Source organism: Pseudooceanicola sp. DL12, assembly GCF_056270665.1.
Window position 1 is genome coordinate 2580015 of sequence record NZ_CM149884.1, and the last position, 20671, is coordinate 2600685.

The 20671-nt window shown below is 65.0% G+C and carries 15 protein-coding genes; 6 read left to right on the forward strand and 9 right to left on the reverse strand.

Annotated features, from left to right (window positions below; all coding sequences use genetic code 11):
• Positions 1-46: 46 nt before the first annotated feature.
• Positions 47-1270 carry a multidrug effflux MFS transporter gene (locus AC0WR5_RS12075; protein WP_475863430.1) on the reverse strand — a complete coding sequence of 408 codons (1224 nt, stop codon included), beginning with the start codon at positions 1268-1270 and terminating at the stop codon, positions 47-49.
• Between the two features lie 531 nt (positions 1271-1801).
• Between AC0WR5_RS12075 and adiC the strand changes: the two genes are divergently transcribed.
• From adiC to AC0WR5_RS12090, 3 genes are all read left to right on the forward strand, one after another.
• A complete protein-coding gene (adiC, locus tag AC0WR5_RS12080; protein WP_475863432.1) occupies positions 1802-3157 on the forward strand; it encodes an arginine/agmatine antiporter in 1356 nt (451 codons plus the stop codon).
• Complete coding sequence (locus tag AC0WR5_RS12085; RefSeq protein WP_475863434.1) at positions 3154-3534, forward strand: hypothetical protein; 381 nt, start codon at positions 3154-3156, stop codon at positions 3532-3534. Before adiC ends, AC0WR5_RS12085 begins: the two co-directional genes overlap by 4 nt.
• Positions 3535-3626: 92 nt before the next feature.
• Positions 3627-5927: an Orn/Lys/Arg family decarboxylase gene (locus AC0WR5_RS12090; protein WP_475863436.1), complete on the forward strand. Its 2301-nt coding sequence runs from the start codon at positions 3627-3629 to the stop codon at positions 5925-5927.
• A 71-nt stretch (positions 5928-5998) separates the two neighbouring features.
• Here AC0WR5_RS12090 and AC0WR5_RS12095 read toward each other — a convergent pair whose 3' ends face one another.
• The gene (locus AC0WR5_RS12095) at positions 5999-7285 is read right to left on the reverse strand and encodes an NAD(P)/FAD-dependent oxidoreductase (protein ID WP_475863438.1); all 1287 of its coding nucleotides are present in this window, start codon (positions 7283-7285) and stop codon (positions 5999-6001) included.
• A gap of 406 nt (positions 7286-7691) precedes the next feature.
• Between AC0WR5_RS12095 and AC0WR5_RS12100 the strand changes: the two genes are divergently transcribed.
• A complete protein-coding gene (locus AC0WR5_RS12100; protein WP_475863440.1) occupies positions 7692-7844 on the forward strand; it encodes a hypothetical protein in 153 nt (50 codons plus the stop codon).
• 146 nt (positions 7845-7990) lie between these two features.
• Positions 7991-10852, forward strand: a complete 2862-nt coding sequence (locus tag AC0WR5_RS12105; protein ID WP_475863441.1) for a transporter substrate-binding domain-containing protein — start codon at positions 7991-7993, stop codon at positions 10850-10852.
• 248 nt (positions 10853-11100) lie between these two features.
• Here AC0WR5_RS12105 and tig read toward each other — a convergent pair whose 3' ends face one another.
• The 4 genes from tig to AC0WR5_RS12125 all read right to left on the reverse strand — a co-directional run bounded on the left by tig (position 11101) and on the right by AC0WR5_RS12125 (position 15726).
• Positions 11101-12429: a trigger factor gene (gene tig / locus AC0WR5_RS12110; protein WP_475863443.1), complete on the reverse strand. Its 1329-nt coding sequence runs from the start codon at positions 12427-12429 to the stop codon at positions 11101-11103.
• 315 nt (positions 12430-12744) lie between these two features.
• Entirely contained in the window at positions 12745-13656 is a 912-nt protein-coding gene (locus AC0WR5_RS12115; RefSeq protein WP_475863445.1) for a type IV pili methyl-accepting chemotaxis transducer N-terminal domain-containing protein, read from the reverse strand.
• Between the two features lie 176 nt (positions 13657-13832).
• Positions 13833-14510 (reverse strand): SGNH/GDSL hydrolase family protein, encoded by a 678-nt coding sequence (locus tag AC0WR5_RS12120; protein ID WP_475863447.1) that lies wholly within the window; start codon positions 14508-14510, stop codon positions 13833-13835.
• A gap of 292 nt (positions 14511-14802) precedes the next feature.
• Positions 14803-15726: a LysR family transcriptional regulator gene (locus AC0WR5_RS12125; RefSeq protein ID WP_475863449.1), complete on the reverse strand. Its 924-nt coding sequence runs from the start codon at positions 15724-15726 to the stop codon at positions 14803-14805.
• Between the two features lie 101 nt (positions 15727-15827).
• Here AC0WR5_RS12125 and ilvD point away from each other — a divergent pair, with 101 nt between their 5' ends.
• Positions 15828-17684 carry a dihydroxy-acid dehydratase gene (gene ilvD, locus AC0WR5_RS12130; protein ID WP_475863451.1) on the forward strand — a complete coding sequence of 619 codons (1857 nt, stop codon included), beginning with the start codon at positions 15828-15830 and terminating at the stop codon, positions 17682-17684.
• Between the two features lie 80 nt (positions 17685-17764).
• Here ilvD and AC0WR5_RS12135 read toward each other — a convergent pair whose 3' ends face one another.
• From AC0WR5_RS12135 to AC0WR5_RS12145, 3 genes are read right to left on the reverse strand one after another with little or no spacing between them, the layout of a single operon-like run.
• Complete coding sequence (locus AC0WR5_RS12135) at positions 17765-18718, reverse strand: aldo/keto reductase (protein WP_475863453.1); 954 nt, start codon at positions 18716-18718, stop codon at positions 17765-17767.
• A gap of 42 nt (positions 18719-18760) precedes the next feature.
• Positions 18761-19468, reverse strand: a complete 708-nt coding sequence (locus tag AC0WR5_RS12140; RefSeq protein WP_475863454.1) for an SDR family oxidoreductase — start codon at positions 19466-19468, stop codon at positions 18761-18763.
• 31 nt (positions 19469-19499) lie between these two features.
• On the reverse strand, positions 19500-20549 hold the full coding sequence (locus AC0WR5_RS12145) for an SDR family oxidoreductase (RefSeq protein ID WP_475863457.1): 1050 nt from the start codon (positions 20547-20549) through the stop codon (positions 19500-19502).
• Between the last annotated feature and the right edge of the window lie 122 nt (positions 20550-20671).

Genomic DNA, 20671 nt, shown 5'->3' on the forward strand with positions numbered 1-20671 from the left:
GGACGGGATTGGATCTCAAGGACGGGGGCCAGGGCCCCCACCCGTCTCAGCTTTCCGCGGTCTCGGCCGCGGGGCTGACCCCGGGCCAGCGTTGCAGCACGCCCCAGCTCAGCACCGCCAGCGCCGTCAGGATCAGGATCGCCCAGCACATCGGCCCCGCGGTCTCCGTGCCCGCCAGCGACACCACCGTCGAGGTGGCAAAGGCCATGGCGAACTGCACCGCGCCGATCCCGGCCGAGGCAATGCCCGCCCCTTCCGGGCTGGCCTCCATCGCCACGCTCATCGCATTGGCCGAGAGCAGGCCCACCATCCCGAGCGCGACCCAGAGCGGCACGACCAGAACCCAGAGCACCGAGGTGCCCGAGACCGCCACCAGCGCCACCCCAGCGAGCAGCATCACCAACAGCCCGGCCGACAGGATCCGGCGCGGCTCGAAGTGGTTCAGCAGCCAGTTGTTCACCTGGCCAAAGATCACCAGCGCCGAGGCGACGCAGCCGAAGAGCACGCCATAGGCCACGCTCGACAGGCCGAAGCCGGTCTGAAAGACCCCGGCCGAGCCTGTGATGAAGGCGAACATCGCCGCCTGGACAAAGGCACAGACAAGCGCCGGCAGCACGAACTGGCGCCGGCGGATCAGCGTGCCGTAATGGTTGAAGGCCCGGGCAAAGGCATCATCGTGCCGGCGCGCCCTGGGCAGGGTTTCGGGCAGCACCAGCTGCACCAGGATCAAAGCGATCAGCCCCATGATCACCATGAAGACAAAGATCGACTGCCAGCCGAAGGCCGTCAGCAGCAGGCTGCCCGCGGTCGGCGCCAGGATCGGGCCCAGGGTCATCAGCATCACCAGCACGGTCATCACCTTGGCCGCCCGGCGCCCGTGATACAGGTCCGTCACCACGGCCCGGCCCACCACCATGCCGGCACAGGCCCCCAGCGCCTGGACAAAGCGCAGCCCGTTGAAGACCACGATATCGCCCACCATCAGCAGCGCGACAGAGGTCAGCGTGAACAGCACCGTGCCCAGCAGCAGCGGCCCCTTGCGCCCGAAGGCGTCGATCAGGGGCCCCACCATGAGCTGGCCCACGCAGAGCCCGAGGAAGAAGAGCGACAGCGAGAGCTCCGCCGCCGACTGGCTGGCCCCCAGCGTATCGGCAACGTCGCCGATCCCGGCCAGGTACATGTCGGTTGCGAGCGGCGGAAAGATCGAGAGCAGGGCCAGCACGACCACGATCAGCATCGCGCGCAGCCCGGTAGGAGAGGTTTGCGTCATGGGATTTTCTTTCAGGAGAGCATCGTTGCCCCTAATTAGAGTACTGCAGTCTCGTATTTCAAGCCGCAGCAGCGCACGCCCCCTTCTGCACTTGCGCAAGACGGGCTTCCGCCCGGCGCGCGGGCGCTTCCCCGTGCGGGCCGTCGCAAGGGCCCGGCAGGGTGCCCCAAGGGAAATGGGCGATTTACCGCCGATCAAAAGATGGAATTAAGATTCAATTAACGAAACGCGAAATTCCGCCGCTAGCCTCTCCCTACAGGGACATTTTTCGGTGCGACATGCGTTCTCAGATGCAGTGGTGGTCACCCGTTTCGGCATTTTTGGCCGGTCTTGCCCAGTTTGCCACTTCCTATCCTGCCCGCACCGATGGGCCGGCGGGCAGTGCTCCGGCTCCCGCGCCGTCGGACGGGCCGCGGGCCTGTCGGGCGCAGTCCAGGCCTGCCCCCCGCTCCTTCCCTGCGCTGCCCGGCATGGCCCTGCCCGGGCCACCCGGCCGGTTCCCGATGCCCATATCCCCGGAAAGGATCAGTGATGGCGGACAGTAAGAAAAAGGTTGGTGTCATCGCGGCCACGCTGATGGTCTGCGGCAACATCATGGGCTCGGGGGTCTTCCTGCTGCCCTCCAGCCTCGCGGCCGTCGGCGGCGTGGCGATCTACGGCTGGGTGGTGACGATCATCGGGGCCATGTCCCTGGCCTTCGTCTATGCCAAGTTCGCCTCCTTCGACGAGAGCGCCGGCGGCTCCTACGCCTATGTCCGCAAGGGCCTCGACGATTACATGGGCTATCAGACCAACCTCGTCTACTGGTTCGCCGCCTGGACGGGCAACATCGCCATGGCGATCATCGGGGTGGGCTACATCGCCTACTTCCTGCCGGTCATAAACACGCCGGTGCTCTCGGCGCTGGCCGCCATCGCGGTGATCTGGCTCTTCACCTTCATCAACATCCTCGGGCCCAAGCTGGTGACACAGGTGCAGTCCTACACCACCTCGCTGGTCTTCATCCCGATCTTCGGCACCGCGATCTTCGGCTGGTTCTGGTTCAGCGGCGAGACATACATGGCGGCCTGGAACGTCTCGGGCGGCTCCACCGTCTCGGCGATCCAGTCGATCCTCAACGTCACCCTCTGGGCCTTCCTCGGGGTGGAAACCGCCGCCGTGGTCGCCGGCACCGTCGAGAACCCTAAGAAGAACGTGCCCATCGCCACCCTGGGCGGGGTGGGCATCGCCGCCGTGGCCTATGTGCTCTCCTCGACCGTCATCATGGGGATCATCCCCAACGCCCAGCTGGTCGTCTCCGCCGCGCCCTTCTCCGATGCGGCCAACCTGGCGCTCGGGCCCTTCGCCGGCTCCCTCGTGGCGGTCTGCGCCGCTGCCGGCTGCCTCGGCTCGCTGGGGGGCTGGACCCTGGTCGCCGGCCAGTCCGCCAAGGCCGCCGCAGACGACGGCCTCTTCCCGCGGTTCTTCGCCCGCACCAACAGCCGCGATGTCCCCGCCCCGGGGCTGATCGCCATCGCCATCGCGATGACCTTCATCTGCCTGCTCACCATCTCGCCCACCGCGGCGCAGCAGTTCGCGGTGATCTCCTCGATCTCGGTGATCATGACGCTCTTGCCCTACATCTATACCTCCGCCTCGCTCAAGCTGCTGGGCCAGAAGGAATTCGGCAGCCGTGCCATCATGTGGAACATCCTGATCATCATCGCGGTGGTCTATTCCTCCTGGGCCATCATCGGATCCGACAGCGGCCAGGTGGTCTGGTCCTTCGTCTTCGTGACCGTGGTCACCCTCTTCTACGCCTACAACCAGACCGGCCAGGCCAGGGCAAAGCTCAAGCAGGCAAATCCCGAGGCCGGAGCCACCGCAGCGGAAGGAGCCCCGCAATGACCGAGGACAAGGATACCGGCCACAGCTGGACCGACGACCTGAAGGAGGGCTGGGTGATCCTCGCCGTGGTGGCGCTGATCCTGCTGGTGCTGATCTGGCGCCCCTTCCACAACGAGCCCGAGAAGATCACCCTGCCAGACCTGAACGGCGTGGAACGCAACCTGCTTATCGAGAAGATCGCCAGCCGCCTCGAGCAGGCCGGTGCAGGCCAGCTCTTCCCGGCCCGCGGCTACGGCGGCCTCAGCCCGCATCAGCCGGTCACCACCCTGCCGGCCGAGCTCGAGCCGGGCGACGGCCCCGCCTCGACGCCCACCCCCGAAACGGACCCCGCATCGGAACCGGCAACGGATCCCGCAACGGCTCCCGCCGACCAGTAGCGCTCACCGCGCCCCCACACAGGCCCCGCCCTCGCGGCGCGGGGCCGCCCAGCCGCACCGCGCCGCCCCGCGCGCACCGAAAGGCCCCCGCGATGTTCACTTCCATCCGCCAGTTCGTCACCTCCAAGATCCTCTACCTGAACCCCGCCGACGAAGACGGCTATGCCGCCGAGCGCATGGCCCAGGTCCTCGCCGCGCTGAAGGAGCAGGAGATCGAGACGATCCGCGTCGGCTCGATCGAGACGGCGCAATCGGTGGCCTTCTCGGAACCCGCCGTGCACCTGGTCATGGTCGACTGGAGCAATACCGCCCATGATCCCGCCACCACCACGGCCCTGCTCGCCCTGATGACCGAGATCAAGCGCCGCGATCCCGACCTGCCCATCGTGCTGCTGGCCGAACGCCCCGTCGGCCGCGACATGACGGTCGAGCTCGCGACCTGCATCGACGAATTCGTCTGGACGCTGGAGGATTATCCCCCCTTCATCGCCCAGCGGATCCTGCTGACGCTGGAGCATTACCTCGACGATTTCCTGCCGCCGCTCACCCGCACGCTGATGGAATATCGCCTCGACGCCGAATACCCCTGGGCCGCGCCCGGCCATCAGGGCGGCGTCGCCTACAGCCGCTCGCGCATCGGCCATGTCTTCAAGGAGACTTACGGCGAGGAGATCTTCCGCAACGACATGGGCATCGAACGCGCCGCCATCGGCTCGCTGCTCGAACACGAGGGTCCCATCGGCGAGAGCGAGAAATACGCCGCCCGCGTCTTCGGGGCAGAGCGCAGCTACTGCATGCTCAACGGCACCTCCGGCTCGAACCGCACCATCATCAACGCCAGCGTCGGCGATGGTCAGATCGCGCTCTGCGACCGCAATTGCCACAAGTCCATCGAACAGGGGCTGATCTCCTCCGGCGGCATCCCCGTCTATCTCACCGCCCGGCGCAACCGCTACGGCGTGATCGGCCCGATCCACCCCGATCAGATGGCCCCCGCCGCCATCGCCGAGCGCATCGCGGCCAACCCGCTCGCCGCCGCAGCCACCGACAAGACGCCCGTCTATGCCGTGGTCACCAACTGCACCTACGACGGCATGTGCTACAATTCCGCCGCGGTCGAGGCCGCCTTGGGCCAGAGCAGCGACCGCGTGCACATGGACGAGGCCTGGTATGCCTATGCCCGCTTCCACCCGGTCTACGAAAACCACTACGGGCTGCGCGGCGATCCCGACGGCCATGACACCGACGGGCCCACCGTCTTTGTCACCCACAGCACCCACAAGATGCTCGCGGCCTTCTCGCAATCCTCCTTCATCCACGTCCGCAACGGCCGCAGCGCCATCTCGGACCACGCCTTCAACGAGTCCTTCTGCGCGCAATCCTCCACCTCGCCCTTCTACCCGATGATCGCCTCGAACGAGATCGCGGCGGCGATGATGGACGACGGCGCGGGCGAGACCCTGCTCGACGATACCCTGGGCGAGGCGGTGCGCTGCCGGCAGACGGTGATGCGGGTCAACCGCAGCTACCGCGAAAAGGGCGAGTGGTTCTTCGACAGCTGGAACGCCCCCACCGTCACCGACAGTGCCACCGGCGAGACCTTCGATTTCGCCGATGCCCCGCCCGAGCTGCTGATCCGCGAGCAATCCGCCTGGCGGCTGAAGCCGGGCGAGGCCTGGCACGGCTTCGATCACCTGCCCGACGACTGGTGCATGCTCGACCCGCTGAAATACGGCGTGCTCTGCCCCGGCCTTGCCGCCGACGGCACGCTCGAAGACTGGGGCATTCCCGGCGACGTGGTCACCGCCTATATCTCCAAGCGCGGCATCGTGCCCTCGCGCACCACCTCGCACATGGTGCTCTTCCTCTTCTCCATGGGCGTGACCAAGGGCAAATGGGGCACGCTGGTCAACAGCCTCGTCGACTTCAAGCGCGACTATGACGCCAATGCCCCGATCGAGAAGACCCTGCCCGGCATCGTCGAGATGGATCCCGACCGCTACTCCGGCTACGGGCTGCGCGATTTCTCCAACGAGATGTGGGCCAACATGCGCAAGCACAACATCGCCGCCGCCGAGAGCCGCGCCTACGAGGAGCTGCCGGAGCCCGCGATGCTGCCGCGTGCCGCCAATCAGGCCTTCATCCGCGGCCGGGCCGAGCTGGTGGGCGTCGATGCGCTGGCCGGCCGGATCTCTGCCGTGGGCGTCATCCCCTATCCCCCCGGCATTCCCATCGTCATGCCCGGCGAACGCTTCGGCGCCGAGGACAGCGGCACGCTGAAATACATCCGCGCGCTCGAGGAATGGGCCCGTATCTATCCCGGCTTCGAAAAGGTGATCGAGGGCGCGGTGATGGAGGACGGGCGCTACGCCTTCAACTGCCTGACGGAATAGGCGCGGCAGACAGGCGCAATGCAAAAGGGCGGCCCCTTGGCCGCCCTTTCCCGTTCGATCTGTCTTTGCGCCTATTCGGCAGCGGCACTGCGCGGCACCGCGATGCCCTGCTTGCCCTGGGTGATCAGACGGGCCGAGTTCTGCCCGCTCAGGTAAGACCACAGCCAGCTCCAGGCCACGACGGCCCGGTTGCGGGTGCCGATCAGGAAGTAGATATGCGCCAGGCCCCAGACCCACCAGGCGAGCGTCCCGCGCAGGCGGAAGCGGCCGAAATCGGCCACGGCGGCGCGGCGGCCGATGGTCGCCATGCTGCCCTGGTGGCGGTACTGGAACGCCCCCGGATCACGGCGGGCACCGTTGCGGTGCGCGATCACCTTCGCCACGTATTGCCCCTGCTGCTTTGCCGCCGGCGCGATGCCCGGCACCGGCTTTCCGTCGCTGTTCGTCACCGCTGCCGTATCCCCGATCACGAAGATCTCCGGGTGATCGGCCAGGCTCAGGTCCGGCCCCACCGGCACGCGGCCGGCGCGGTCGCCCTCGACGCGCAGCCATTGTGCGGCACGGCTGGCCTTGACCCCCGCCGCCCAGATCGCGGTGCGCGCGGGCACGCGCTCCTCGCCGATGCTGATCCCGTCGGGGTCGCATTCGGTGACCGGCACGCCCTTGCGCACCTCCACGCCCAGCTTCGCCAGCGCCGCCTCGGCATAATCCGACAGGCTCTCCGGAAAGGCCGGCAGCACCCGCGGCCCCGCCTCCACCAGCAGCACGCGGGCCTGCCGCGTGTCGATGGTGCGAAACTCCTGCGGCAGCACCTTGTGCGCCAGCTCGGCGATGATGCCCACCAGCTCCACGCCCGTCGGCCCCGCGCCGACCACCGCAAAGGTCAGCAGCGCCTGGCGCTCCTCGGGGTCGGTGGTGCGCTCGGCCGCCTCGAAGGCCGACAGGATCCGCCGCCGGATCGCCGTGGCATCCTCCAGCGTCTTCAGGCCGGGAGCGGAATCCTCCCAGGCGTCGTTGCCGAAGTAGGAATGCCGCGCCCCCGTGGCCAGCACCAGCGTGTCATAGCTCAGCGAGCCGCCGTCGGTGAACTGCACCCGCCTGTCCGCGGTGTTCACATCGGCCACCTCGGCCATCAGCGTACGCACCTCCGGCCGGTCCTTCAGCAGGTGCCGGATCGGCCAGGCAATCTCCGACGTGGGCAGGATCGTCGTCGCCACCTGGTAGAGCAGTGGCTGGAAAAGATGGTGATTTCTCTGATCGACAAGGGTCACCTTGACCCCGTCCTGTTTCAGGCCGCGAACACAGGCGATGCCGCCAAATCCGCCGCCGACGACCACTACGTGATGTTCTTTTTCCATGGGTTCATTCCAAGCGATGGGTTGATCCCCTCCCACTTCGACGGGCTCCGTCGCCCCTGCCATGTCCCTCCCCGGGGCACCGCAGACCCTGCGACCAAAATCCGCCTCTGTGACACATCATTTAGGGTCGCCCTGGCCGGATTGCAAATTATTACTCAAAATCAATACCTTGAATACCTATGCATACCGAAATCCGCTGCAGGACCGCCCTTTTCCCGCGATCAGGGCCATCAGTCAGGGCCATCAGGGCGCCCCCGCGGGCCCCGCCGTCATGGCCCTCGTGCCCGGGAAGGCACCGGATGGTCCCCGGATGGTCCCCGGGCCCGCAAAACAATCAAAAGTTGATCGAATCGGCAACCTGACCCATGGTTAAGCAGGATCCCGCCCATATGCCGGAGATGTCGTTGTGACCAAGTTCATTTTTGCCGCCTTCATTCTTACCGTCCTTTCCCCCCTGGGCCTGGCCCCGGTGCCCACCGGCACGGCCGCGCCCCCGGCGATCACCACCCAGCCGCTTCAGCCCGTCGCCTGCAACCCCAACGTGCGCCGCTGCAGCTAGGTCCCGCCTCCCGCTGACGGCTCCCGGCCGTCGCTGCCCTGCCCTCGGCGCCCCGACCTGGACGCCCAGACCTGGACACCCTGCCCTTGACGCCCCGCCCGGCGCCGCCCCCGCGTGCGCCCCGCGGCCGTACGCCCGGAGGCCCCATGCTCACCCTCGATCCCTCCTACCTGCTCTCCTTCTTCTTCGGCCTCGCCGTCCTGGTGATCGAGGCCAACCGCCTCTTCTATGACAGCACGATGAAGTCCGTGCTGGGCCAGGGGCACTTCCCCATCCTGCGCGGGGTCGAGCTCGACCAGCTCTCCCCGAAACGCCGCCAGCGCCAGGGCTGGGCCTTCTACATCGGCATCTACGTGCTGATCTACATCGCCGCCGTCTGGGCCTACCGCTTCGGTGACATCCTCCTCTCGGTCAGTCAGAGCGCCTCGACCGCCGGCGCCCAGGGCACCGTGCCCACCCAGTCGCCGGTCTCCTCCACCCCCGGCGATCCCGCCCGCCTCACCGCCACCAGCGACGCCTCCCCCCTGGCCATCGCGCTGGCCATGCTGGCGATCATGGCCGCCCGCGACAGCACCGGCGGCGTGGTCCGCGCGATCGAGGCCACGGTGCGCAACTATGCCCACCGGCTCTCGGGCATTCCCAACAGCATCTTCACCCTGATCACCCGTCTCAATCACCTCGACTATCCGCAGGGGCTGGGCGCCGCCGGCGGGCCCTGCGTCGGCGATTTCGACATCGCGCTCCGGCGCTACATGGCCACCAATCCGCCGCATCAGCACATGCAGGACACCGCCATTGGCCATGCCCGACAGGCCTGTTTCGCCATCGACACGCTCAGCCGCGCCATCGGGGTCAGCGGGCCGGGCAGCGTCTTTCCCGTCGCCGTCACGGAAAGCCTGAAAACCCTGCTGGAGACCCAGCGTCAGGAACGCCACGCCCTGCGCGACACCTTCGCCCGCCTCTGCGATCAGGCCGGCCCCGTTCCCACGTCCGATGACATCGACGCGCTCTGCGAACAGGTCCAGATCTGCCAGCGCAATCTCAAGGCCGTCTTTGCCGTGCTCTACAGCCAGAGCCGCCGCGAGGCGCTCCAGAGCGAGGACAAGCCCACCCGCTTCGTGCTCGAACAGCTCTCCCAGCCCGATCCCTTCAACCTGAAGGACAAGGCCCTGATGGCGGTGGTCGCCGCACTGCTCACCATGATCATGGTGGTGCCCGTCTTCGAAACCCTGTGGGAATTCTTCAATACCGCGCCCGAGGGGCGCACGCTTCAGGGCACGATCGACAGTTCGCTCCGCGGCTTCATCCTGCCGCAGGCGCTCAACATGCTGTTGCAGGGCGGCGTGCTGCTGCTGGTCAGCTTCCTCTCCGTCATCGCCATCCGCCGCGCCGCCATCGACCGCGAGCGCTGGGACAGCGGCTATACCCTCAGCACCCTGCCCGCCCTGCGCCTGCTGGGCACCGCGCTCTTTCCCGCCGCCCTGGCCGCCATCTCGGTGCTTCTGGCCATCACCTTCAGCGAGGTCATCCAGTACTACCCCCTCAACGAGGGGCTGCCGACGCTGATGGACGGCATCTACGTCACCCTCTATTTCTACCTGAAATACCTGCCGGAGTTCTTCGTGCTGGGCATGATCTCCGCGCTCTGCGCCCTGGTCGTCTCCGACGTGCACGTGGCCCTGCCGGCCAGAAAGACCATCACCATCGCCGGTGCCTTCGCGCTGCCCTTCTTCGTCTTCGCCTTCCTCGGAGAGATGTTCCTGGGCGACAGCCTGCGCCGCGCCGCGCTCACCGGGGCGGAATTCACCCTGACGGCGCTCATCGCCTTCCTCGTCTATGCCTGGCTGGTGGAAAAGGCCGAGACGCCCGATCCGGCCGAGAACACCGCGCCGCCGGTCGTCTTCCGCCGCAGCGAGCCTCAGGATCAGGCGGCGCAGCCCGCGGCCCGCGTCGGCGGCAGCCGGCTGATGCTGCCGCTCCTGGTGCCGCTCACCGCACTTGCGCTCCTGGCCGCCACCGGCCCCGCACCCGCCGCCGAACAGCCCTCGCTCACAGTCGGCGTGCGCGCCGATACCCCGCCCTTTTCCGTCTACGAGGGCAGCGCCCCCCTCGATCCCGCCGCCGCCCTCGACGGCGGGCCCAAGCGGAACGGCTTTCGCGGCTACATGGTCGAGATCTGCGATGCGGTCCTCGCCACCATGGGCACCCGGCCCGGGGGCCTGCGTCTCGCCACCCGGCCCGTCACCGCCGAGAACCGCTTCGACCTGATCGCCAGTGGCGAGATCGACCTGCTCTGCGATCCGGCCACCCTCACCCCCAGGCGTCTCGAGCAGGCCAGCGCCTCGGTGCCGGTCTACCTTTCTGCCGTCACCTTTGCCGAGCCGCGCCGCCTGCCCGACGGGCAGCCCTGTTTCAGCTACGTCGGCATCGTGGCGGGCACCACCGCGCTCGGTTCGGTCGACACCATCCTGCGCTCCGGCGCCTGGCTGCGCTTCGGCGCGCAGATCGGCCAGGCCCTGGATGCGATGGCCGACGACTACCATGCGCCCTCCCCGCCGGTGCCCGGTGATTGCCCCGGCGGTGCGCCGCCGGTGATCCAGGTCTTTCCCGATCACACCAGCCTCGCCGAGGCCTTCTGCGCCCAGCCGCGGCAGGTGCTCTACTATGTCGGCGATGTCGAGATCGTGCGCCAGATGATCACCGGCGCCGGCTGCATCGGCAATGCCAACCTGGCCCCCGCGCTCTTCAGCAACGAGCGCTATGCGATCTTCGGCGCCCCGCCCGGAGAGGGGCTCGGTGCCAGCGCCCGGAACCGCGCCGTGCTGGCCTTCTTCACCGAACTCAACCGACAGGTCTTCACCGCCGCCGCCGGAGAGGTCGCCGCCGGTTCCGACGCCAACCTGCTGCTGCAGGCCTTCGGCAGCAGCATCAGCGCGGGCGGCACCTATTCCGCCTCCGAAAAGCTCCGCACCTTCTACTGGAGCCTGACCGGCAGCTACCCGAGATAGCCTCTCTCACGCCCCGGCTGCGCGCCCGCCGCCCAGCTTCCTGCGTCCGTTTTCGCACCGACGCGATACCGACGTAATACCGACGTTGGAATCCGGCGATTTCAGGCACTTAAATACATTCAAGTTTCGGAATACCGACGTCGTTTTCGCGTGCCTTACCCGTGCAAATTCTGGCCCCTTCCGGGCCCTCAAACGCAAAAGGGCCGCCCCATGGGGCGGCCCTTCGCGATCGTCTAAGTCCTTGGGACTTATTCGTCTTCCAGCGCTTCGACGGCTTTCTCGAGCTCGTCCTTGCTGATTTCCTTCTCGGTCACGTCAGCCAGTTCGAAGACATAGTCTACGACCTTGTCTTCGAAGATCGGCGCCCGCAGCTGCTGCTGCATCTGCGCGTTCTGCTGCGCGAATTCAAAGAACTGACGTTCCTGCCCCGGATACTGCCGCGCCTGGTTCATGATCGCCTGGGTCATCTCGGCATCCGTCACTTGGACCTCTGCCTTGGTGCCCAGCTCTGCCAGCAGCAGGCCCAGTTTCACACGGCGTTCGGCAAGCTTGTTGTGCTCGTCGGTCGGCTCGATGGAATCGTGATTGTGATCGTGGACGTCGGGGTTTTCCTCGTGCCACAGCTGGTGCGCGATCTGGCTGGCTTCCGCTTCCACCAGGCTCGGCGGCAGGTCAAAGCTCACCACTTCGTCCAGCTTGTCCAGCAGGCCGCGCTTCATCACTGCGCGGGCGGCACCGGCGTACTCGGCTTCCAGACGCTCGGCGATCTGGGATTTCAGCGCAGCAAGATCATCAGCGCCGAACTTCTTGGCCAGTTCGTCGTCGATCTCGGCAGCCTTGGGGGCCTTGACGGCCTTCACCGTGCATTCGAACACGGCGGCCTTGCCGGCCAGGTGCTCTGCGCCGTATTCCTCGGGGAAGGTCACTTCGACGGCTTTTTCTTCACCGGCCTTCACACCCGTCAGCTGTTCCTCGAAACCGGGGATGAAGCTGCCGGAGCCCAGCACCAGCGGGTAATCCTCGGCCGAACCGCCTTCAAAGGCTTCGCCGTCGACCTTGCCGACGAAGTCGATGACAACCTGGTCGCCGTCTTCAGCCGCGCCGTCCTTGTCCTCGAAGTCCTTGGCGGTATCGGCCAGGTTCTTCAGGGCGTCGTCAACCGAAGCGTCATCGGCCTTCACGACCAGCTTCTCGAGAGCGATTGCCTTCATGTCCACTTCGGGGATCTCGGGCAGCGCTTCGTAGGACATCTCGACGACGACATCGTCGCCCTCTTTCCAGTTCTCGCCGTCAACCATGTTCACGGCCGGCTGCATCGCCGGGCGGTCGCCGCTGTCTTCGAAGTGCTTCGACATCGCGTCGTCGATGGTTTCCTGCATGGCTTCGCCGAGCAGGCGCTGGCCGAACTGCTTCTTCAGCAGTGCCATCGGCACCTTGCCCTTGCGAAAACCCTTCATCTCGACTTCGGGCTGCGCCTCGGCCAGTTTCTCGTTGACCTTGCTGTCCAGCTCGTCGGCCGAGACAGTGATCGTGTAGCCGCGTTTCAGGCCCTCATTCAGGGTCTCGGTGACCTGCATCGTTGCTTGTCCTTCCATACCGGGTGCCGCGTCACTCGCACGGCCTTCAAAATCAGAGGCCCTTCTATGCGGTGAACCCCTGTCGCGCAAGGCGGATTCACCGCGTTTCGCGGCTCTGGCGGCAAAAAGCGGCGCGCTCGGGTCCCCCCGATCCGGCGCCGCGGCCTCTGCCCCCGGAAATCTTCCCCTTCGCTCAACGGGAAAAGCCCCGGAGGCCCTTTCGGCCGCCCGGGGCGTGGTGCTGAAAATTTCGCTATATCCGCTGCTTTGCCGCCCGATCGGACGCCCGCGCGAAACTTCCGAAACCGTCGCGGTTCAATCGAGCTCGTAGAATCCCACGGCCATATTCATCTCGAAGAGGGCCACTTCGCCGTGATAGAGCAGCTGCGTCAACAGTTCCGTGTCGGCCGCGCCACCATCGGCAATCTGGTCAAAGCGCTCACCCATCCAGCCCCAGATCAGGTCCACGAGTTCCAGCTGGACCACGATCTCGAAGGAGGGCGGCGGGATGATACCGTCGAAGGAATTGCCCTCCTGCAGCTTGAAAAGCGTACTCTCGAACAGCGAAACCGTGCCGCGCAGGGCCGCGCGGTCGTCGTCCTGGCCAAAATTCCGCCCGACCATGCAGGCTTCCTTCAGCGCCTTCATGATCAGCATTCTCTGACGCCCGGCCACGTTCAGCGCCATGGCAAGATCGGGGGCCACGACCCCCTCGCCATAGACCCGCTCCATCACGCCGACCGCAGCATTCATGTCCTTCAGGACGGGCATGTTGCGGTTGCGGATCTGGTTCAGGGCGGTCCGGCTCTGCGTCTCCAGAAAGCGTTCGATTGCAACGCTGTAGCCGGTCCATTGCATGTCGACGATGTCCAGCGCCGCCTGGACCTCTGCATTGGTCTCCGGCATCAGCTCATCGATCGCATCGCCGACCTGCAGACCGGTCAGCACGCGGTCGAAGCGGCTGGTGGCAGCGCGGGCCTTTTTCAGGCTGTCCTCGACGTTCACGCCACTGTCGGCCATGCAGCTCAACATCGCGATCCGCTGCGAAAGCATCCTCTGCGCGCCAGCCAGGTTGATCTTGTGCTTGGCCGCCTCGACCCTGTCCGCCGTGCTCATCTGCTGGGCCACCTCTGCCTGCGCAGAGGCCGCGTGACCGACGATCAGCTGCACCAGGCAGAACAGGACCGCAACCGCAATCCGGGTTCCGTTGCGTAGACATACGTACATGATGGCGATCCTCGCAGGCGAAGGGATGCCGGCAAGGAACAGTATCCGCCTTTAGGAAAGGTAAAGATGCCGCCCGGGATGAACGCGCCGCACTGCCGCAATGACTAAAGTTGCTGATGTTCGGTGTTGACGATCAGCGTTGCTTCACCTTCAGATCGCCCCGCAACCATCTGACATCAATCCGTAATCAGCGCTGCAACCCTCTGCCCGATGGCGCGGCTGCCCTTTGACGAAGGATGGATCAGATCGACCGCGTGAAAGGAATCGTCACCGCTCGGCACCACGTCTTCGAGTGATACGAAATAGACGCCAGGATCGCGCGCGGCCATCGCCGTCAGGCGGCGGTCCAGCTCCTTGCCCTCGCCACGACACCCGTCGATGACCGACCAGCGCCCGGGACTGAACAGGTAGCCGGTATAGATCACCCGCGCGCCTGTCTGCCGCAGGTCTCCCACGAATTCGGCAATCGCACCGGTGCTGCCATCCTTGGAGAGCAATCGGTCGAGCTGGTGATCGCAGAGGGCACACCCACAGCCGAACAGCAGATCGTTGCCGCCCCCATTCAGAATGATCCAGGACCAGGGCCCGGGTCGGTACTGCTTCTCGATTTTCAGCCCGGCGCTGCCCGATATCGGCAGCAGGTAGAAGTAGCGCGCGCCGGACACGGAACGGTCCACGACTTCCTCGCCAAGCTCCGCCTCGACCACGTCGGCCACCGAATTGCCGGAGCTGCGATTGAAGGCCATCATGGAATCGCCCATCAGCAAAATACGCTCGTCCGCACTGCCGGTAACGGCCTCTCCGCAGTTCGCCAGCATCAGGACGGCCAGTACCGCCAGAACTCGTTTCAGCATTCCGCCAGGATCTCCTGATAGATACATTTATCGCGATATTTGATGGGCCCGACCGACGGCCCAATCAGTGCACACAATATACAAATCCGGGTCCGGGCCCGGGCGCGAAATCATCTCCGCCCGTCGCCGTGGGTCCTGTTTATGGGAACAGAGATCAATTTTCGAGCATTTTCAGCGCCCTAAACATCTGTTCTGAGTACATATTCCGGACGTATCCGTACAAACTGAATTCATGACCCTGTCCAGATAGCCCTTTCGGGCAGGGCTGCAAATTTGGGCAATCTCAGGTTTCCTAAGGCAAATCGATGTCCTGAGCCGCCACTTCAGCCACGACCGCCAGGAAATTCTGTAGCGTGGGCGTCCTGTCCTCGCGGCGCCAGATGATCCCGGTTTCCAGTACCGGCGCCTCGGCGGCCAGCGGCAGATAGCGCACCCCGAAGCGGGCGAGGTTATGCAACGAAGCCGGCACCAGGGCGATACCCATTCCGGCAGAGACCAGGCTGATGATCGTCTGCATCTGGATCGCGTTCTGGACCACGTTGGCGGTTCCTCCGCAGGCGGCATAATATCCGGTGACCAGATCATAGAAGGACGGCGCCGCCCGGCGCGGAAAGACGATCAGCGGAGAGGAAATCACCGCCTCCGGCATCAATTCATTTCCGGTCACCTGCAGGCGCCCCTCAAGGATCCAGGCCTCCGGCACCGCCGCCATCAGGGGCTCTCTCAACAGCCGGCGATAGGCAAATCCGGCTGGCAGCTCCTCCTCGCCGTGGGGAATGATCAGGCCGGCGTGGCCATTTCCCTCTGCAATCGCGGCGATCTGACGGTCACTTGTGGCCTCGCTCAGCGCAAGTTCGACATCCGGATAGACCTCTCGAAACCTGTGCACGAGCGCCGGCAGAACACTGTAGTCCGCCGTACTGACAAAGGAGAGCTCCAGCCGCCCTGCACTGCCCTTGCGGATGCGTTCGGCCGTCTCGCGCAGGGCCGCAATCCCTTCGAGCGCTTCGCGAACATGCGGCAGCCAGGCCGCCCCGAAAGGCGTAAGCGCCACGCTGCGCCGCGTACGCTCGAAGAGCGGCGCGCCGAGATCGTGCTCCAGGGCCCGGATCGACTGGCTCAGTGGCGGCTGCGTCATGCCAAGACGCCCCGCGGCGCGGCCGAAATGCAATGTCTCCGCCACGGCGACGAAGTGCCTGAGTTGCCTGACGTCCATTCACTCATATCCTGTGCGACCCAATGGCGGCACAATAATATATTTCACTCGCAAGTTCGAGGCGTATAGGGTGCGCCCGACATTATCTCAGGGAGGGTTCGATGCCCCTGTATCGATCAAGAACCAGTACCCATGGCCGCAACATGGCCGGGGCCCGTGGCCTCTGGCGCGCCACCGGTATGAAAGACGGCGATTTCGGCAAGCCGATCATCGCCATCGTCAACAGTTTCACCCAGTTCGTGCCCGGTCACGTGCACCTCAAGGACCTGGGCCAGATGGTGGCCGCCGAGGTGGAAAAGGCCGGCGGGGTTGCCAAGGAATTCAACACCATCGCGGTGGATGACGGCATCGCAATGGGGCATGATGGGATGCTTTATTCCCTGCCCTCGCGCGAGGTCATCGCGGACAGCGTGGAATACATGGTCAACGCGCATTGCGCCGATGCCATGGTCTGCATCTCCAACTGCGACAAGATCACCCCCGGCATGATGATGGCCGCCATGCGCCTGAACATCCCGGTGATCTTCGTGTCTGGCGGTCCGATGGAGGCAGGCAAGATCGACATCGCCGATCTCGACGTCAAGAAAATCGACCTCGTGGATGCCATGGTTGCCGCTGCCTCGGACGCCTACACCGACGAACAGCTGCAGCACATCGAGGAAAATGCCTGCCCGACCTGCGGGTCCTGCTCGGGCATGTTCACAGCCAACTCGATGAACTGCCTCGCCGAGGCGCTCGGCCTCGCCCTGCCCGGCAACGGCTCGACCCTGGCGACCCACGCCGACCGCAAGCACCTCTTTCTCGAGGCCGGCCGCAAGATCGTCGAGATCACGCGCCGCCACTACGAGCTGGAGGAAAAGGGCCTTCTCCCGCGCGAAATTGCCACTTTCGAGGCCTTCCAGAACGCCATGTCGCTCGACATCGCCATGGGCGGATCGACCAACACCGTGCTGCACCTGCTGGCCATCGCAAACGAGGGCGGCGTGGATTTCACCATGGACGACATCGACAAGCTGTCGCGCCACGTGCCCTGCCTGTGCAAGGTCGCGCCCAACATCGAGAACGTCCACATGGAGGACGTGCACCGCGCCGGCGGCATCTTCTCGATCCTGGGCGAGCTCTCCCGCGCCGGGCTGCTGCACGAGGATTGCGCCACGGTGCATTCTTCCACCATGGGCGAAGCCATCGCGCACTGGGACATCAAGGTCGCCAACAACCCCGAGGCGGAGCAGCTCTTCAAGGCCGCTCCCGGCGGTGTCCGCACCACCCAGGCCTTCTCGACCGAGAACCGCTTCAAGGAGCTCGATACCGACCGCGAAAAGGGCGTGATCCGCTCGAAGGAACACGCCTTCAGCCAGGATGGCGGTCTTGCGGTCCTTTTCGGCAACATCGCCGAGGATGGCTGCATCGTGAAAACCGCGGGCGTTGATGCCTCGATCCTGAAATTTACCGGCACCGCACATGTCTGCGAGAGCCAGGACGCCGCGGTCAACAACATCCTGACCGGCAAGGTCAAAGAGGGCGATGTGGTAGTGATCCGCTACGAAGGTCCGCGCGGCGGCCCAGGCATGCAGGAAATGCTCTATCCGACGTCCTATCTGAAGTCGAAGGGCCTGGGCAAAGCCTGCGCGCTTCTGACTGATGGCCGGTTCTCCGGTGGCACCTCCGGCCTCTCCATCGGCCACGTTTCTCCCGAGGCGGCAGAGGGCGGCACGATCGGACTGGTACAGGACGGCGACAAGATCGAGATCGACATCCCGAACCGTTCGATCCACCTCGCGGTCGACGATGCCACCCTGGCCGCGCGCCGCGCGGATCAGGAGGCCAAGGGCTGGTTCCCGGCAGAGCCACGCAAGCGCAAGGTATCCGCCGCGCTTCAGGCCTATGCCGCACTGACCACCTCTGCCGCCAGGGGCGCGGTGCGTGACGTGACCCAGCTGCAGCCGCGCAAGCGCTAAGCGGCATCATTCGTTAAGAAAATGTCCCTCCCCCACCGAAAGGCGCGGGAGGGTCTTTTTTGCCAGGTGTGGCTGCCCGCTCAGGCTCCGGCAGAGGTCAGCCGGGCCATGTCCTCATCCGACAATTTCAGCGACGCCGCCTTTGCAAAGCTCTCGACCTGCGCCACGCTCGTCGCGCTCGCGATCGGCGCGGTCACCCCCTCGCGCCCAATCAGCCAGGCAAGCGCCACTTCTGCAGGTCTTGCACCGTGGGCACCGGCGACCTCTTCCAGAACATCCAGCAAACGCATGCCGCGCTCGGTCAGATATTTCTCGACCATGCCGCCGCGCTGGCGCCCGGCCAAGTCGGCTGCGCTGCGGTACTTGCCGGACAGGAAGCCCGCCGCGAGGCTGAAATAGGTCACAACACCGATGTTCTTTTCCATGCAGAGGTCCTTCAGCGGACCTTCGAACCCCGAACGGTCGTAGAGATTGTATTCCGGCTGGATCACCTGGTACGCGGGCAGACCCTCCGTGTCGGCGGTCGTCAAAGCCTCGCCCAGCAACTTCGCGTCATAGTTCGAGGCGCCGATGGCCTTGATCTTGCCTGCCTTCAGCAATTTGTCATAGGCTCCGAGCGTCTCTGCATGGCTCACTTCCGGATCGGGCCAATGCGAGAAGTAGAGATCGATGCTCTCCACCTGAAGCCGCTCCAACGAGCGCTCGACGGCCTTGGTAATCCAGGCCTCTGAGAGCCCTTTCTCGCCCTCACCGCCCATGTCAGAGCCCACCTTGGTAAAGAGCTTCACCTTGTCCCTCATACCGGGGCGCGCCGCGAGCCATTTCCCGAGCATCGTCTCGGACTCGCCCCCCTTGTGCCCTTCAACCCAGGCCGAGTAGACGTCGGCGGTGTCGATGGCATCAAACCCGTGATCGACAAAGGCGTCCAGCACCCGGAAGCTCTCGGTCTCGTCGGTCGTCCATCCCAGGACGTTGCCGCCAAAGACGATGGGCGCGATGCTCAGGCCGGTGCTGCCAAGTTTCTTGCTTTCCATTGTTTTCTCCTGAATGTCTTGGTTTTAGATGGATTTCGGGTGTCAGGCGATGGCGCCGCCACCGTCGACGAAAATCGTCGTCCCCGTCATGTAGGGGTTCTTCATCAGCGCCAGAGCCTGAATGGCCACATCCTCCGGTGTGCCGATCCGTCCCGTCGGCAATTTTTTCGCAGCGCCGTCGAACATGGCCTTGCGGCCGTCGCCATCCAGCGTGTCGTACATCTCGGTCTTGATCAGCCCCGGCGATACGCAATTGACCCGCACCGGCGCAAACTCGAGAGCAAGACCACGCGTCAGCCCTTCGAGGCCCGCATTGATCGCACCCTGGATCGCCGCTCCCGCCTTCGGGCGAACCGATAGGAAGCCGGAGGTAAAGGTTAGCGACCCGCCCTCGTTTATCCGCACTGCCCGGGCGAGGCGATAGGCCCCCCAGAACTTGGAATCGAAGGAGGCATAAGCGTCCTCCAGCGGCAGGTCCCGGACGGCAGCCACCCGTGTCGCTGCGGCAGAGGAATAGACATGATCGAACGCATTCGCGGCGAAAAACGCCTCCAGCGCCGCGGCATCTCCGGTATCGAGCGTCACGCCCACGGCGCCCTGACCTAGACGACCGCAAGCGGTCGCGATCTTCTTGGCCGAGCGCGAAGCAATGGTCACCCTAGCGCCTTCGGCAAGGACTGCCATAGCAACTCCGAACCCGATCCCGGAGGATCCTCCCAGCACGAGAACAGTCTTTTTGTTCAATGTCATGTGTCACCTTTTCTTTCGTCAGGTCCCTTATTCAGGGCAGGACGTGGCGTTCCCGAAATTCGTCGATCAGCGACAGGAACATCTCTTCGCTGTCCACGCAGCGCCCAAATCCCGCCTGCCTTATTTTCGTGGTCGAGGAGATCACATCCCAGTCGCAATTGAAGATGAAATCACCAAAGCCCCAGGAGGCCACCTTGTCGAATGGCACGTCGACCAGCCCGTGCTTCCCCTTGATCCGTTCCCACACTGGCGCCTTGTCGGCCATCACCCCTCTCAGGGAAATCGGCAAAGGCTCGGCCGGATCCATATCCAGGTGATCTGCAATCCGGTGCCAGACGTGCTTCCAGCGGAAGATGTCCCCGTTGGTCAGGTTGTAGGCCTGCCCGGCCTCGGCGTTCAACGCCGCCCAGGTGGATCCATGTGCCAGCTGGGCACTGTCTGTTACCTGTGCCAGCTTCTCATAGCAGACGGCCGATCCCGGAAAGCGCAATGGTAATCCAAGCTCCTTGCAGATGGCCGCATAGACGCCGATCACCATGGCGAGGTTCATCGGGTTGCCGATGGCAAACCCGCAGACCACATCGGGCCGGATGACCACATGATCCCAGCTCTTGCTCTCGGCATGGCCGGCCAACCAGTCCTGCTGGTCGTAATAGAACATCGGCGGCATGACCCGTGCGTCGCCTTCCCGCGCTGGCGTGCGAAAGGCACCGAGGTGCGCGCCATAGTACTTGGCCCCTTCATAGAGCAGAACCCGTTGCAGGCCGGGTGAGACCTCGTCAGCGGCCGCAATACAGTTTTGCAGCATCGCCAGGTTCGCCTTGACCTGCCGTGCGGGATCCTCGTGTTCCTGGTAGGCCGCGTAGAAGACATGCGTGAACGGCCCCGCCTCCGCAAAGGCAGCCCGGGTCTCCTCCGCATTCAACAGATCGGTCTGAATGTATCTCGCGCCTGTCTCGAAATCGGGGGTGCGTCGCGACACTGCCGTGACGTCCCAGCCAAGTTCGTCCGCAAGATGCGTGACCAAGCTCCGCCCGATGACGCCAAGCCCGCCGGCCACAAGAGCATGTTTCTCAGCCATGGAAGGTCCTGTTTCCACTATTATCTTTCCCGCTCACGCCAATTCCGGCGTGCCTATCGCATCAGCTAGCCTTCGCACTGGAAATGAAATAGTAATTTTTCAACAAGGACTTTTCGACAAGG

Bases quoted from the DNA above. Each gene is read 5' to 3' on its own strand.
- AC0WR5_RS12135 (WP_475863453.1), bottom strand. From the start codon at position 18,718: ATGGAAAGCAAGAAACTTGGCAGCACCGGCCTGAGCATCGCGCCCATC.
- AC0WR5_RS12085 (WP_475863434.1), top strand. From the start codon at position 3,154: ATGACCGAGGACAAGGATACCGGCCACAGCTGGACCGACGACCTGAAG.
- AC0WR5_RS12140 (WP_475863454.1), bottom strand. From the start codon at position 19,468: ATGACATTGAACAAAAAGACTGTTCTCGTGCTGGGAGGATCCTCCGGG.
- AC0WR5_RS12145 (WP_475863457.1), bottom strand. From the start codon at position 20,549: ATGGCTGAGAAACATGCTCTTGTGGCCGGCGGGCTTGGCGTCATCGGG.
- AC0WR5_RS12115 (WP_475863445.1), bottom strand. From the start codon at position 13,656: ATGTACGTATGTCTACGCAACGGAACCCGGATTGCGGTTGCGGTCCTG.
- AC0WR5_RS12090 (WP_475863436.1), top strand. From the start codon at position 3,627: ATGTTCACTTCCATCCGCCAGTTCGTCACCTCCAAGATCCTCTACCTG.
- adiC (WP_475863432.1), top strand. From the start codon at position 1,802: ATGGCGGACAGTAAGAAAAAGGTTGGTGTCATCGCGGCCACGCTGATG.
- AC0WR5_RS12075 (WP_475863430.1), bottom strand. From the start codon at position 1,270: ATGACGCAAACCTCTCCTACCGGGCTGCGCGCGATGCTGATCGTGGTC.
- AC0WR5_RS12125 (WP_475863449.1), bottom strand. From the start codon at position 15,726: ATGGACGTCAGGCAACTCAGGCACTTCGTCGCCGTGGCGGAGACATTG.
- AC0WR5_RS12095 (WP_475863438.1), bottom strand. From the start codon at position 7,285: ATGGAAAAAGAACATCACGTAGTGGTCGTCGGCGGCGGATTTGGCGGC.
- tig (WP_475863443.1), bottom strand. From the start codon at position 12,429: ATGCAGGTCACCGAGACCCTGAATGAGGGCCTGAAACGCGGCTACACG.
- AC0WR5_RS12120 (WP_475863447.1), bottom strand. From the start codon at position 14,510: ATGCTGAAACGAGTTCTGGCGGTACTGGCCGTCCTGATGCTGGCGAAC.
- AC0WR5_RS12105 (WP_475863441.1), top strand. From the start codon at position 7,991: ATGCTCACCCTCGATCCCTCCTACCTGCTCTCCTTCTTCTTCGGCCTC.
- ilvD (WP_475863451.1), top strand. From the start codon at position 15,828: ATGCCCCTGTATCGATCAAGAACCAGTACCCATGGCCGCAACATGGCC.